The sequence below is a fragment of the Ureibacillus sp. GCM10028918 genome (assembly GCF_042666115.1).
Taxonomy (GTDB): domain Bacteria; phylum Bacillota; class Bacilli; order Bacillales_A; family Planococcaceae; genus Ureibacillus.
This window is the reverse complement of the sequence record NZ_JBHTFK010000006.1, coordinates 19,333-32,572: the sequence shown is the minus strand read 5'-3', so window position 1 is coordinate 32,572 and position 13,240 is coordinate 19,333. Positions and strand designations below refer to the sequence as shown.

Below are 13,240 nucleotides of genomic sequence, written 5' to 3'. Positions count from 1 at the left end.
AAAAGCAGGATGGGCAACATATAATGAAGAAGCAAATCGATACCATAAGCGGCCAAACTATGTTATATTTTAGCGAATGGGAGGGATGATGATGGATTTTAAACTGACAGAAAAAAGTCCAAAACAATATGCTTTTGAGTATGAACAAGAAGGGGAAAAACTAGCAGAAATTGAATGGGTAGAGCGAGATAATATTATGGATATGACTCATACCTATGTTTCGGATGCATTGCGCGGTCAAGGGGTGGCCAAAAAATTACTAGACAGAGCAGCAGATTATGCTAGAGAAAATAATCTAAAAATGAATGCGATCTGTTCGTATGTAGTGGCGGCATTTGAAAAAAGTGAAGCCTATAACGATATAAAAGCATAACAATCGGGTGCCTAATTTGTAGAACAACTACGTTTAGGCACCTTTTCTGTAATTATGAAAAGTAAGAATCGGTAAAGTGAATGAAGAATAAGCTAGGAAAAATAAAACAAGCGTATTCGTTGAAACCAGCCGAATACGCTTGTTTTAAGTTAAATATAGCCTAATAAATAAATGTAAATCCATAAATAACAGTAGTTAAGAGTGTTGAGGCAATTATAATGGAAGTAACTTCTTTCCAGTCATATGTAACTTCTTTGTTATTCATCATTATTGTTCCTCCTTTAAAATTGGTGTAATAGTGGTTTTTTCACATAACTCCAGACTTATCCATAAAAAGCTTTGTTATATATCCTTTCCACATTTTTAGAGATTTTAAACAATTAGTTGGACGGTTTAAATGAACCGTATTCGGGAAAAGTAAACCATAACACTTTTTTGGAGGGGATAGAAAATGGCAAAATTAAAGGGAAAAGGTGTAGTAATGACTGCGTTAGTGGCTGGAGCAGCCTCATTTTTAAGTAAAAAAGAAAATCGTGATAATACAGTAAAGTTTTTTAAAGATATGAAATCACAATTTTTTGGTTCAAGACAGAATACAGGAACTGAACCTTTAAAGGAAATTGCAGAAACAGCAGCAGGTGCTACATCCACAAAAATTCGAGAAAACAACTTCATTTCTGAGGGTGGGGGACAAACCGCTCTAGCCTATTACAATGAATCGGATCAAAAACAGGTTCACTAAAAGATGAAAAAATCGACAACGATTCATTCGTTGTCGATTTTTTTTTAGAGATGAAACTCTCCAATGATATATTAAGCTTTAGTAACTTCTTTTTTCATTGTTTTGTTTTTAGCTAGGTTAACATGCCAAGAAAGTGCTTCCTCTAGGATATGAGGAGTTTGAGCATTACCAGTAGCTTCTACAGCGCGGTTATAGTAATCCCACATTTGTTCTTTGAAATCAGGGTGAACGCAGTTTTCAATAATTAATACTGCGCGTTCTTTAGGTGCTAATCCACGTAAGTCCGCAATACCTTGTTCAGTAACAATCACGTCAACGTCATGTTCTGTATGGTCAACGTGAGATACCATTGGAACGATTGACGAGATAGCGCCGCCTTTAGCATAAGATTTCGTTACGAAAATCCCTAGACGAGCGTTACGCGCAAAGTCTCCAGATCCACCGATACCGTTCATCATTTTTGTTCCGCTAACATGTGTAGAGTTTACGTTTCCGTAGATATCTAACTCTAAAGCAGTATTGATGGAAATTAATCCGAGTCGACGGATTACTTCTGGGTGATTAGAAATTTCTTGTGGACGTAAAACTAATTTGTCTGCATATTTTTCTAGGTTCCCGTATACTTTTTTCTGTAATTCTTCAGAAATAGTAATAGATGTTGCAGCTGCAAAGCTTACTTTACCAGCATCAATTAAATTGAATACTGCATCTTGAAGTACTTCAGACGCTACAATTAAATCTTCGAATTCAGAATCTGCAAAGCCATCTAATACAGCGTTTGCAACTGAACCTACACCTGATTGAAGTGGCATTAATTTATTTGTTAAACGACCAGCTGCAATTTCAGAACGGAAGAAATCAAGTAAAAGGTTTGCCATTGTTTGCGTTTCTTCATCTGGCGGAACGATTAATGAAGGAGCATCTGGCTCTTCAGAAATAACGATTGCTTTAATTTTAGCAGGATCGACTTTAATACCAATTTCACCGATACGTTTTACAGCATCAGTCATCGGAATTGGTTCACGTTGTCCTTGTGGTGCCGGAACATAGATATCGTGAATTCCGATAAGGCTCTCTGGGTGAGAGATGTTCAATTCAACGATAATATTTTCCGCGTACTCAGCAAATACTGGTGAGTTACCTACAGAAGTTGTAGGGATGATTAATCCATCTTCAGTAATTGCAGTAGCTTCTAAAATTAAGTAATTAATAGGGCCAATGATTCCTTGGCGTACTAATTCGGCATTATGAGATAAGTGAGCATCTACATATAAAACATTACCAGAGTTAATTTGGTTACGAATACCTGAGTCAGCTATGAAAGGTCCGCGTTTGCGAATAACCCCAGCTTCAGCCAGATACTTGTCCACTTCTGGTCCTAGCGATGCACCAGTATAAATGTCGATTTTGAAATTTTCATTTTTTGCACGTTCAACTAACGCCATTGGAACGACTTTAGCATCACCTGCGCGAGTGAAACCACTCATACCAACTACATCACCATCATTAAAAAGTGCAGCGGCTTGTTCAGCAGATACCACTTTATCCGCTAATTCTTTTAAACCTAAACGTTTTTCAACTCTTGAATCCATATAAAAAATCCTCCCCTATATTAAAGTGAAAAAGAGAAAATTGTGCAGAATTTTCTGTAAAATCGGTTGAATTTATTTTCAACTTGTATAATCAATAATAACATTGTAATGTCACAGAATCTCCATAAAATGCATGAAAGTGCTTAAAAAATGTTTTTTCGAGAAAAAAACATACAATTCGATTGATAATAAAACTTCATAGAGAATGAGTTGGTTTGTGATGCTGTATAAAAATGCAAACGACCTTTGCACTTTATGCAAAGGTCGATATAATGAAAAGTTTATCATTTTATATTAGGATAATTTGATGTTTAGGAAGATTTGCGTTCACAAATCTATTGCATCCTATATATTAGAAGCCTAGAGAACGTCGGAAATAACTAGCATAGCGTTGGCTCACAGGAATTCTTGTACCATCTTTCATAATCAGTAGGAAAGTTGAGTGTGAATCAGGTTGAACTTCATCGATATAATCGATGTTTACAATATATGATCTATGACAGCGAATAAATGAATCAGGAGCCAAGAATAATTCAAGGTCGCTTAAATTCAAACGGTGATACCCTTCGCGACTCATCGTTTTTACAAACGTCTTGCGTAATTGAGTCTCAAGATAAATTACTTGATCGTGTTTAATAGGGTACCAACAATCATCAATCTTAATAGTAATGTAGTTTGTTAAAAATGGTGATGGCTTTTGAGGGAAAATCGCTGTAATTGCACCTTTTGTTTCTCCTTCTTCTATTAGAGGAATACTCATCCCATAGTAAGGAACTCCAAATACATCCGACTCGATGTAGGAATTGATTTTTTGTCCATATGTTAGTGCTTTGTGAGCGGCAGAGCCATCTTTTATAGGATCGCCGGGTTTAATTTTTAAATCTACCTTTTTACTAGGCTGATAATATAAATATTCATTTGTATCCGATATTGCAATTGACGTATTTTCTGGGAAGAAATCTTTAATTATATCCATTATTTCTTCTATTTGTTTTGGTTCCAATTTAAGACACCTCATTTTGTATACATTTTATATCATATATCATCTATTTTACTACAGTTTGAACTAAATGAAATAGAGAAGATTACGGTATATCAAAGGAATTTTCAGTAAATATGAAATATACATTCTTATTTTTGTCACTTTTTGATGTTTTCAACAAAAATAGTGTACCTTATACTTAAAGTGGAATACATGTTTAGTATTTAGAACTTAAGTAAAAAGTATGCTAATAATTGTACTGATATCTAGGAAATTTAGCATTTCCTAAGTGGTCAGTTGAATTCATGGAAAATAAAAAGTCAATACTCTCTTAACTGTTTAAAATAGAGTTTGAAAAAATGCGAAATTATGGTAATATTCACTTAGTTATATATAATTAATTCTTTATTCTTATTAGCGAAATAACTTTAGGTAAATTTCTAGCAAAATCTACTCAATAAGTCAGTTATTTCATAGAAAATCTATTAAGAAGAACTATATTCTTTATTTAAATTAGGTTATATTACAGTAGTCGATGTGCATTGTTGTGCAAATGAAACAATACTGCAATTGTATTCTGAAGAAAGATGGGGTAATCTATGCAGCTATTTCCACATTCAATATCTGAAACAATTTCTAAACGGTACTTTCAAGAGATTGATAGTATAAATCAATATAACGGGATTGAAGATTTTTATAATATTGAATCCAAGCTGTTATTTGAAATCTTTCACTTAGAGTCGGCAAAAGCAAAAAAATCTTTGCATGAAATAATTGATATTTTATCAATAAGATTTGGAAAACAAGTCATCAAAGTGGTTAGAAACTATTTTGTTATCCTCTCATCAATAGTTGCACGCAAGCTTTTGGATAACCAAGTCCCTTCTAAGAAAGCATTTGCGTTTAATTTAGCTTGCTCTGATATGATAGAAAATAACATGAAGGATGCAGAGTTTCTGCAATTTGCTGATGATTTAATTGATTTTTATGTTTACTTTATAGCAGATCGTAAACAACCAACCTTTAGACATCAAACAGTAAATAAAGTAATTATGTACATAAACGATGAACTGGAAAATGATTTGACGGTAGAAAGCATTGCTCAAAAATTTCATATAAGCACTAGCCACTTGTCCAGAATTTTTAGAGAACATGTAGGCATAACATTGGTAGAGTATTTAAATGTTAGAAGAGTAGAAGAATCACAATATTATCTACGTCATACAAATAAAAGTATTACATCGATATCTGATCAGTTCCATTTCTGTAATCAAAGCTACTTTACACGTATTTTCAAAAAATATACGGGTGTAACACCGAAGCATTTCCGTGATGAGTTGCATCATGAATTTTATCGCTTTGAAATACCGGAAATTGAGTACGAAAACGTGTAGTACAAAATTAATACAGCAGTTTCAAATTTTCATAACTGATGGGAATTAATAAGTTCTTATTGAAATCCGTATAAAAAAGATATCAACTCGACCTCTTTTGGTCGAGTTGAGTTTTTCTAATCAGTTTTTCTTTAAACTCTTTTGTATCCGCATCTTTAACTTTCAGGAAAAGCGAGAATAGATCATATAGTATTCGATTATATGACCTTGCATTTGATATTCATAAAGTTAATACTGTATACTTCAATTTAGCTAAATAAAATAGTAGGTGGAAAAATGAAAAAACTGAAACTTTTTTCAATGCTAGGCCTTATGCTGTTCGTGTTAACAGGGTGTCAAGCTGTTGAAAATCAGGAAGGCTTCTTTTATAGCACATTTGTTAGACCAATGAATTGGTTGTTGGAATTTTTGGGGAATGACGTGTTCAATGGAAGTTACGGCATGGCAATCATTGCAATTACAGTAGCTGTACGTTTAATTTTAATGCCATTCATGTTGAAAAACTATCGTTCTCAATCTGCGATGAAATCAAAAATGGATGTCGTTAAACCGAAAATGGACGAGATTCAAGAAAGATTAAAAGCAGCTCAAACAAAAGAAGAGCAAATGGCAATTCAACAAGAAATGCTAAGTTTATATCGTACTCATGGCATTAACCCTCTAAACCTTGGTTGTTTACCTATTGTTATTCAAATGCCAATTATTATGGGATTATACTTTGCCATTTTATATTCAGGCGATGTAAAAACACATGAGTTTTTATGGTTTAATTTAGGGACGCCAGATATTTTGATGACAATAGTTGCTGGTATTGTATATTTTGTTCAGGCGAAAGTTTCACTTTGGACAGTTCCTGAGGCACAAAAAGCACAAATGAAATTAATGATATATATTTCGCCTATTATGATTGTATTCATTTCCTTCACTTCAATGGCTGCACTACCTTTATATTGGTCAGTAAGTGGTATACTATTAATTTTACAAACTTATATAGGTAGAAAATATTTTTCAGAGCATCCAGCTAAACCGGAAACAGAAACTGTTTCATTAGATAAAAAATAGATCCCACAAGTCGAGGTGAATTGCCTCGGCTTTTATTTATGGAAACTTAAAATTAAAAGTTGTTGCATTGAATTTCCTGCTATAAATTCTGAGAAGGATACACTATTCTGGAAAGCAGCCTACCATGTAAGCTGCCTTAAAGAAGCTTTCAGAAAGATATACCATGGTGGGCGGGCCAATACAAAGCAAAAGACAAGTCGTGGAGTTAACGTTAGCTCTATGGCTTGTCTTTGCGCTTAGACCTTCCACCAAAGAAATTTCTAATAGAATCTTTATTAGGAAAAAATATTTCTTGATTAATAGTTTGTTTGGTTAAGCTTAAATTTTAAGGAAAATATTAAAGTCAAATGGTAAAAACAGTGCTAAAATAAAAGCATTGTAAAGGAAAGAGGCTCGTACGATTATGAAAAGAACTACAACTTATGGAAATAAGAATAATAGCAAAAAGAAATACATATGGTTTGGTGCTAGTGTAGTAGTTATTTTAGTTGCAGCTATAGCAGTATTTATGTATTTAAAGCAAAACAACTTGAATAATCAAACGGGAGTACCTACACCAACCGAGGTAGTTGAAGAGGAAAAAGTTGAACCGAATGATACAAAACCAATAGAAGAAAATAATCCACCGTCGAATACTCCTGCAGATGAAACAGACAAGACTGATATAAATGATCAAGAACAGCAGCAAGAAGAACAACCTACTTCAAATAATGGTTATATAGAAGGGCAGCCATTACCAACAGAGCCAACAGTTATAGAAGGGGTATTATTAGCCAATAAGAAATATCCATTGCCAAGTACTTTTGCCCCTGGGGAAAGTAAAGAAGCTCGTAAAGCTTTTGAACAAATGGCTGCCGATGCAAGAATAGCCGGCTTCGAACTTGTAGCTTTTAGTACGTACCGTTCTTTTGAATATCAAGATACGCTTTATAATAATTATGTTAGTCGAGATGGCCAAGAAAATGCAGATCGCTATAGCGCAAGACCAGGGTATTCCGAGCATCAGACAGGGTTGGCCTTTGATATTGGTGAAAAAGGAAAAGAAGACCTATGGCTAACGGAAGAGTTTGGTGAAACGGAAGCGGGGAAATGGCTGGTTGTAAATGCAAACAAATACGGTTTTATCTTACGTTACCCTCAAGGAAAAGAGGCAATTACGGGATATATGTATGAATCTTGGCATTTCCGCTATTTAGGGGTGGACTTAGCTACAAAAGTAAAACAAGCAAACGTAACTTTGGAAGAATATTTAGGGATACAATAACAATATAATGCTGGGACAAAAGAAAAAGCATCAAATTTCTCACCGAGAAATTTTGATGCTTTTTTGCTTACTATATTGATTTCCGTTGCAAAGGACGCGCATCCACGAACAGGGCTCGAGCCAATAGTCTTTCACTCGAGCTTGTTCCCCCAGGAAGCTCTGCACCTGTCGCTTCGCTTTCGGAGCAGAAAAACATTGCTCTGTAGCGAAAGGCATAGCCCGACAGCTACAATCGCCCAACCACTCCAATCAATAGAGGGCCAATTTCTTAAGAGATTTTTACCTCATTCAAAGGATTTTCTACTTTTGTTCTATCGCCATTTTTTATTTACAGATAGTGAAGAGTATCACAAGATTGGTGTTAATAATCGGGAAATGGATTCCTTAAACTTAATGATTCCTGATCGATTCTCATATTTTTCCAATGTTAACTCTGTACAATCGAAAATATCCTTTTCAAAAATTTCAGCTAGCTCATGGGAGATTGTACGATCATATATAAACGCGTTTACCTCAAAATTCAAACTAAAGCTACGTACATCAATATTTGCTGTTCCTACAGTCGAGGTTTCATCATCGATGACGATTGATTTAGCATGGATAAAACCTTTCTCGTATATATAGATTTTGGCCCCTGCTCGCAGTAACTGCCCAACATAAGAAAAGGTAGCCCAATAAACAAACATATGGTCAGGTTTATTTGGAATCATAATGCGTACATCTATTCCAGAAAGAGCTGCAATCTCTATGGCGTTTAAAAAACTATTATCCGGAATAAAGTACGGTGTCTGGATGTATATATACCGCTTAGCTTCCATAAGTAATTTTAAATAACCGTTTTTGATAGCCGGGAATTCTGTATCTGGTCCACTAGATACTATTTGCATGGCGATATCGCCCTTTTTAGGAATAGCTGGGAAGTATCTTTCCGAATAAACAATATTATTATCGCTTGCTTGATTCCAATCTAGTAAAAAACGAGTTTGTAATGGATGAACTGAACTCCCTTCAATGCGTAAATGGGTATCTCGCCAATAGCCGAATCTTTTATTTAAACCTAAGTACTCGTCACCAACATTAAAACCTCCGATATAACCTATACGTCCATCAATGATGACAATTTTACGATGGTTTCTAAAGTTTAATCGTGGGTTAATAAGAGGGAGTATAGAGGGGAAAAATACTTCAACCTCTCCACCTAATTCAAGAAGGGATCTAAAGTATCTCTTTCTTAAACTTCTAGAACCCATTTCATCATAAAGTACTCGAACCTTCACACCTTGCTGTGCCTTTTTTAAAAGAGCTTTATAAATTCGTTTTCCTAAGTTGTCTAATTTGAAAATGTAATACTGAATATGGATATGATCCTTTGCATTTTCGATATCCTCAATTAATGCCTCGAATTTTTCAGCACCATCATCATAGAGCTGAACATGGTTATCTTGAGTTAAAACTGAATCACTAGTTTTTAAATTCATATGAATCAAGCTTCTGTATTTCCCAACTTCTACGGAGCGGAAATCCAGTGAATTCTCTTCTAATGCTTCAATTTGATAACTAATTAATTTATCAATACCAATATCCTTTTGTCCTTCCCAGCGGAACAAATGCTTTTTGCGCATGGGCCTGCCGAGTAATAAATATAAAATAAATCCAGCTAACGGAAGGAAGAAAAGCACAAGTGTCCATGCCCATGTGGAAGAAGGGTCTTTTCTCTCTAAAAAGATGACCGTAATTGCTAAGATGATGTTTAATATGAGAATAATTGGAATAACAGATATGGTATTGAAGAAAATACTCATATGACTGCACCTACTTTATTTTTATTAAAATAATTATAGCTTAACAAGTAACTGAATTGTAGTATTGCAGTTAATATCAAAACTGTTCAGCGACAAAATAGACAGAAGAAAAATCAAGATTTCTTAAAGACTGTTGATTGATAAAAAATTTGATGACCCCTGAATCACCATACATAATTCCTTGTTCATCATTTGAAACGATTTGAAATAATAAGGTATCAAATCTTTTTAAAAATGTAGAATTCTTTCTTGTATCATATTCAATAAAATACGGATAGCCACCTAATTTGTGCTCTGCAGCCAAAAAGTTTTCAAAGTAAATCTCCTCGAATGTTCGGTCATCCTCGCTAATAAACGCACTCTGGAGTTGAGTTGGTTGTAAAAATTTCTCCCTCCTATAATCAGAGGCGGAAACAGGTTCGTATTTTGGCTGAAATACTAACGCCATCTCTTTTTGAATAGGGAAATTGTCATTCCTTAAAAAAGAAAAATCATGAACGAGTTGATCTTCATGTAATACCTTTGGGAAGTAACGGACCTTAAAATCTTGTTGAAAAAACAATTCCTCTTTTTTCTCAATAGGGTGATTAAATTTATTTGATAAAAAAAATTGTAGTAGCCCTTTGTTTGGAAACAGAGGTTCAGGCGGTATTTGGGAAAAATTTATTTGAGCCAATAATGGCATCAATTCACCATTTGAATCTCTAGGATATAAATGCGATTTAGGTAAATAGGGATAACCTGCAAATTTGCAATCGGTTAAAGAGGTGTTACCGTCAGTAGGGGTAATCCATAAAGAGCTGACAACTGATGATTCTATTTTGTCCCTAAAACATTCAAGCTGACTTGGTACGTAGATCGTTTTGTCTGTTTGCACTCTTTTACCTCCAAAAACTATAGGTCTTACTAGCTTACAAATTTTATATAATAAATATTCATTTAAAACTAGGGCATTATGCATTGTAATATACGTTATGTTTTAATTTTTCATGTCCTATTGGTTAGCATAACTTATTTTTTGGAATTATTAGTATAATAACTATTACCCTTTTTAATAAAAAGTAAAATTTTTAATAAAACAGATCCTGGTTAACTTTAATTGTGAACAAATTGTGTCTTTTGGATTTTGTGTTTATTTAGTAAATTTACGGTTATAATTCCTTTAGTACCTAGAATAAAAGTGATTTTAATGTATTTGATAAAAAGAAATCAATGCTATTTAGTTGACAATTTGAAAGTTGTAACAGAATTGAAAGATTTTAGTTAGAAGAAGCATGTTATGATGGACATATCAAATTAAGCTAGAGGTTTATATCCTTGAAACTTTTAGAAGGTTAATACGTTATTAATAATATAAAAGAAGGTTAGGTGGAAAAACATGACGAAGGAAGTAGACTTAAAGAAAATCGTTTCGAATTTATCTAAATTAGGTGTTACTGCAACAATTACAAAATCCCGTCTTGAATTACTAAAAGTATTAACACCACCAACACAAACTCCACAAGTATAAAAATATAATCAGAATTAGCATAAAAATAATCCCGACTAGAAATTAGATAGTCGGGATTTTTTCTGTGAACATTATCAGCAAAACATGCGACAACAACCCCACCTATTTGGTCGAGTTGTTTCATTCTCAATATGCGGGCATACAACTATTCGTCATCATCATTGCCGGCAAACATATATGACTTATAATGGAATTTCATACTAAATACCAAGCCGATAGCCAAGGCATTTCCCATTAAAGAACTACCGCCATAACTGATAAAAGGTAATGGGATACCCGTAATTGGCAAAAGTTGAATCGTCATTCCAATGTTTTCGAAGACGTGGAAAGTAATCATAGCAATAATCCCAGCGCAAACATAGGTACAGAAGGGATCTTTTAATGTTAAAGTCAATTTTGTTAAATGATAAATTAGTAAGAAATAGAGACAGATTACGAAGCTTGCTCCAATGAATCCCCATTCTTCTCCAATTACTGTAAAGATAAAATCGGTATGACTCTCAGCAACATATACTTCGCGGTCCAAATACCCTTTACCGAAGATTTCACCAGAACCAATTGCATTTAAAGAAGTGATTAAATGGTATCCTGAACCCGAAGAATAAGAATAAGGATCCAACCAGGAATAGATTCGGGCAAACTGGTATGGACTAAATCCAAATTTCTCCTCCAGGAAATCCTGCATATACAGCGCCATCCAAAGTAAAGAACCACCCACAGTTATACCGACAGCAAACACAGGTAATATAATTTTCCACGAGACGCCTGCTACGATAATTAGGGCAGCAGTAATCGCTAAAAATACTAGAGAGGAACCTAGGTCAGGCTGCAACATGATAAACGCTAATGGAATAATTAATGTTATCGCAATTTTACCTAACAAAATAAAGTCCGATTTAATACTTTTAATGGAATATTTTTCGTGATGTTTACTAATTAGCCATGCCGTAGCGAGAATATAGAAGGTCTTCATAAACTCAGTAGGCTGTATACTCCCTATTGGTGTGGAGAACCAGCTTTTTGCCCCGTTACGTTCGATGACAATGCCACCAGCCGGTATAACTGCCAGAACAATCAACAATAAAATACCGATGCCATATAAGTACCAAGCCATCTTTTTATACTGATCGGGGTCAAAATAAATAACAAATGCTACAATAACCGCAAATATAACGTAATTTATCAATTGTTGTAACACGAAGTTTGTTGTCCCATATTGCCCTGTGGTCTGTGCAGAAGAAATGGCTAACAAACTAACGATGAGAAATATTAAAATAATTAAAGCAAGCTTCCAATCAAAACGGCCTGCGAAATTCTGGTTATTTTGCATTTATTTCACCTAATTAATCTTAAAGATTTTAGAGAGTTCTCGAACTCGTACATTTTACTTTAACATAGAAATGAATAAAAGGGGACTATCGTTTCTATGTTAATAAGTGTAAAATATTGGAATAACTTGTTCGGTTAAACATTTATTTTTTATTGCAAAAATTAATATGCAAAGTTACGACGCAAATGGCAATGAAAATGTTTCAAATTTACGAGTTACATCATATAATAATTAATGTATTGAAATATGGGGAGTGAGCTTATGGCAAGAAAACAAAAAACTGCGGATGATTTTATACATCATTTATTTGTACATATGAATGATGTTGATCATTTTGTGATATACAGTGGCCTGACATTAAAGCAGTTTATTAGCTCGGTAGACCCCATCCCGAATTTATTATTACTAAAGCATGGCTACGATGACGGCTCATTCAATATGCATACTCATTTTGATTTTGTATCAATTGATGAAATGACGAAATTTGTTAAGAAAATGGATGATACTGACGGCGACTTATGTTGGATTGACTTTGAAAGTGAAAAAAATGTAAACCAGCTTACTGCAATGGAACAAGCGGAATTGCTTTACTTTAGCCATAAAAAAGAACCTATCCATTCTCCGTTCTTTACTAAATTGCAAAATCGATATTTGTATTATTCATCGGAAAATGACAAATTAACAAAGGTTTATTATCGGTTCTTAAATGATTCGGAATATCTGATATCCAATTTGTTCAATCATTTAGTAAAAGAAAAAGAAGGTAACGGTAGTTTTTGGCGTAGAAAATCTAAAGATACGATTCCCACTCTAGATCCGGTCGTATTAAAGGCATATAGACCTTTTGTAAAAGAAGGTGCTTTGTTGTCTCTGTACAAAATGGAAAAGCAAAATAACTGTTATGGTGTTGAAATACGTACTCTTTCCGACTATGATTATCCTGATGAAGTTTGGGATGATTTAGATGTTATATTAAAACAAAACTACGATGAACTAATCAAAATCACTTAAAACTTTCTGTCATAGCACATTTTTGACAGGGAGTTTTTTCGCTTTATGCATCTTTAAAATACCTTGTGTAAGTTGTTTGTGAAAAATACAATGAGGTGAAATGAACTTGTTTTACAGATAAGAATAATCCTTCTTATTCTGTAAGGGTGCAACTAAGGTTGAACACAAAACGTCTTTC

12 protein-coding genes are annotated in these 13,240 nt (G+C 34.0%); 7 read left to right on the top strand and 5 right to left on the bottom strand.

Translation table 11 applies throughout. The features are described 5' to 3' along the window. Positions 1-91: 91 nt before the first annotated feature. Positions 92-373 carry a GNAT family N-acetyltransferase gene (locus tag ACFQU5_RS08180; protein WP_390286628.1) on the top strand — a complete coding sequence of 94 codons (282 nt, stop codon included), beginning with the start codon at positions 92-94 and terminating at the stop codon, positions 371-373. Positions 374-824: 451 nt separating this feature from the next. After that, positions 825-1,115, top strand: coding sequence for a hypothetical protein (locus ACFQU5_RS08175; protein WP_390286626.1), 291 nt, complete (start codon positions 825-827; stop codon positions 1,113-1,115). 71 nt (positions 1,116-1,186) lie between these two features. On the opposite strand, the gene scpC is transcribed toward ACFQU5_RS08175, so the two are convergent. Both scpC and ACFQU5_RS08165 read right to left on the bottom strand, forming a co-directional pair. Beyond that, positions 1,187-2,707, bottom strand: a complete 1,521-nt coding sequence (gene scpC / locus ACFQU5_RS08170) for a succinyl-CoA:acetate CoA-transferase ScpC (RefSeq protein ID WP_390286624.1) — start codon at positions 2,705-2,707, stop codon at positions 1,187-1,189. 352 nt (positions 2,708-3,059) lie between these two features. Next, complete coding sequence (locus ACFQU5_RS08165) at positions 3,060-3,710, bottom strand: LytTR family DNA-binding domain-containing protein (protein ID WP_390286622.1); 651 nt, start codon at positions 3,708-3,710, stop codon at positions 3,060-3,062. Between the two features lie 578 nt (positions 3,711-4,288). Between ACFQU5_RS08165 and ACFQU5_RS08160 the strand changes: the two genes are divergently transcribed. The 3 genes from ACFQU5_RS08160 to ACFQU5_RS08150 all read left to right on the top strand — a co-directional run bounded on the left by ACFQU5_RS08160 (position 4,289) and on the right by ACFQU5_RS08150 (position 7,409). Beyond that, on the top strand, positions 4,289-5,083 hold the full coding sequence (locus ACFQU5_RS08160) for a helix-turn-helix transcriptional regulator (protein ID WP_390286620.1): 795 nt from the start codon (positions 4,289-4,291) through the stop codon (positions 5,081-5,083). Between the two features lie 276 nt (positions 5,084-5,359). Further along, positions 5,360-6,145 carry a membrane protein insertase YidC gene (gene yidC, locus ACFQU5_RS08155; RefSeq protein ID WP_390286618.1) on the top strand — a complete coding sequence of 262 codons (786 nt, stop codon included), beginning with the start codon at positions 5,360-5,362 and terminating at the stop codon, positions 6,143-6,145. A gap of 403 nt (positions 6,146-6,548) precedes the next feature. After that, positions 6,549-7,409 carry a M15 family metallopeptidase gene (locus tag ACFQU5_RS08150; protein ID WP_390286616.1) on the top strand — a complete coding sequence of 287 codons (861 nt, stop codon included), beginning with the start codon at positions 6,549-6,551 and terminating at the stop codon, positions 7,407-7,409. A gap of 347 nt (positions 7,410-7,756) precedes the next feature. Here ACFQU5_RS08150 and cls read toward each other — a convergent pair whose 3' ends face one another. Together cls and ACFQU5_RS08140 are read right to left on the bottom strand one after the other, a co-directional pair. Next, on the bottom strand, positions 7,757-9,211 hold the full coding sequence (gene cls, locus ACFQU5_RS08145; protein WP_390286614.1) for a cardiolipin synthase: 1,455 nt from the start codon (positions 9,209-9,211) through the stop codon (positions 7,757-7,759). Between the two features lie 76 nt (positions 9,212-9,287). Further along, the gene (locus ACFQU5_RS08140; RefSeq protein ID WP_390286612.1) at positions 9,288-10,088 is read right to left on the bottom strand and encodes a YwqG family protein; all 801 of its coding nucleotides are present in this window, start codon (positions 10,086-10,088) and stop codon (positions 9,288-9,290) included. Positions 10,089-10,589: 501 nt separating this feature from the next. Here ACFQU5_RS08140 and ACFQU5_RS08135 point away from each other — a divergent pair. Next, entirely contained in the window at positions 10,590-10,721 is a 132-nt protein-coding gene (locus tag ACFQU5_RS08135; protein ID WP_248283773.1) for an Lmo0850 family protein, read from the top strand. Positions 10,722-10,866: 145 nt separating this feature from the next. Here the strand turns inward: ACFQU5_RS08135 and ACFQU5_RS08130 are convergent, their stop codons facing one another. Further along, a complete protein-coding gene (locus tag ACFQU5_RS08130) occupies positions 10,867-12,051 on the bottom strand; it encodes an FtsW/RodA/SpoVE family cell cycle protein (RefSeq protein ID WP_390286609.1) in 1,185 nt (394 codons plus the stop codon). 261 nt (positions 12,052-12,312) lie between these two features. Here ACFQU5_RS08130 and ACFQU5_RS08125 point away from each other — a divergent pair, with 261 nt between their 5' ends. Beyond that, a complete protein-coding gene (locus ACFQU5_RS08125) occupies positions 12,313-13,062 on the top strand; it encodes a hypothetical protein (protein ID WP_390286607.1) in 750 nt (249 codons plus the stop codon). The last annotated feature ends 178 nt before the right edge of the window (positions 13,063-13,240 follow it).

Coding starts and splice junctions, on each gene's coding strand:
- ACFQU5_RS08135 (WP_248283773.1), top strand. CDS start 10,590: ATGACGAAGGAAGTAGACTTAAAGAAAATCGTTTCGAATTTATCTAAA.
- ACFQU5_RS08125 (WP_390286607.1), top strand. CDS start 12,313: ATGGCAAGAAAACAAAAAACTGCGGATGATTTTATACATCATTTATTT.
- ACFQU5_RS08150 (WP_390286616.1), top strand. CDS start 6,549: ATGAAAAGAACTACAACTTATGGAAATAAGAATAATAGCAAAAAGAAA.
- ACFQU5_RS08160 (WP_390286620.1), top strand. CDS start 4,289: ATGCAGCTATTTCCACATTCAATATCTGAAACAATTTCTAAACGGTAC.
- ACFQU5_RS08175 (WP_390286626.1), top strand. CDS start 825: ATGGCAAAATTAAAGGGAAAAGGTGTAGTAATGACTGCGTTAGTGGCT.
- ACFQU5_RS08180 (WP_390286628.1), top strand. CDS start 92: ATGGATTTTAAACTGACAGAAAAAAGTCCAAAACAATATGCTTTTGAG.
- ACFQU5_RS08130 (WP_390286609.1), bottom strand. CDS start 12,051: ATGCAAAATAACCAGAATTTCGCAGGCCGTTTTGATTGGAAGCTTGCT.
- scpC (WP_390286624.1), bottom strand. CDS start 2,707: ATGGATTCAAGAGTTGAAAAACGTTTAGGTTTAAAAGAATTAGCGGAT.
- cls (WP_390286614.1), bottom strand. CDS start 9,211: ATGAGTATTTTCTTCAATACCATATCTGTTATTCCAATTATTCTCATA.
- yidC (WP_390286618.1), top strand. CDS start 5,360: ATGAAAAAACTGAAACTTTTTTCAATGCTAGGCCTTATGCTGTTCGTG.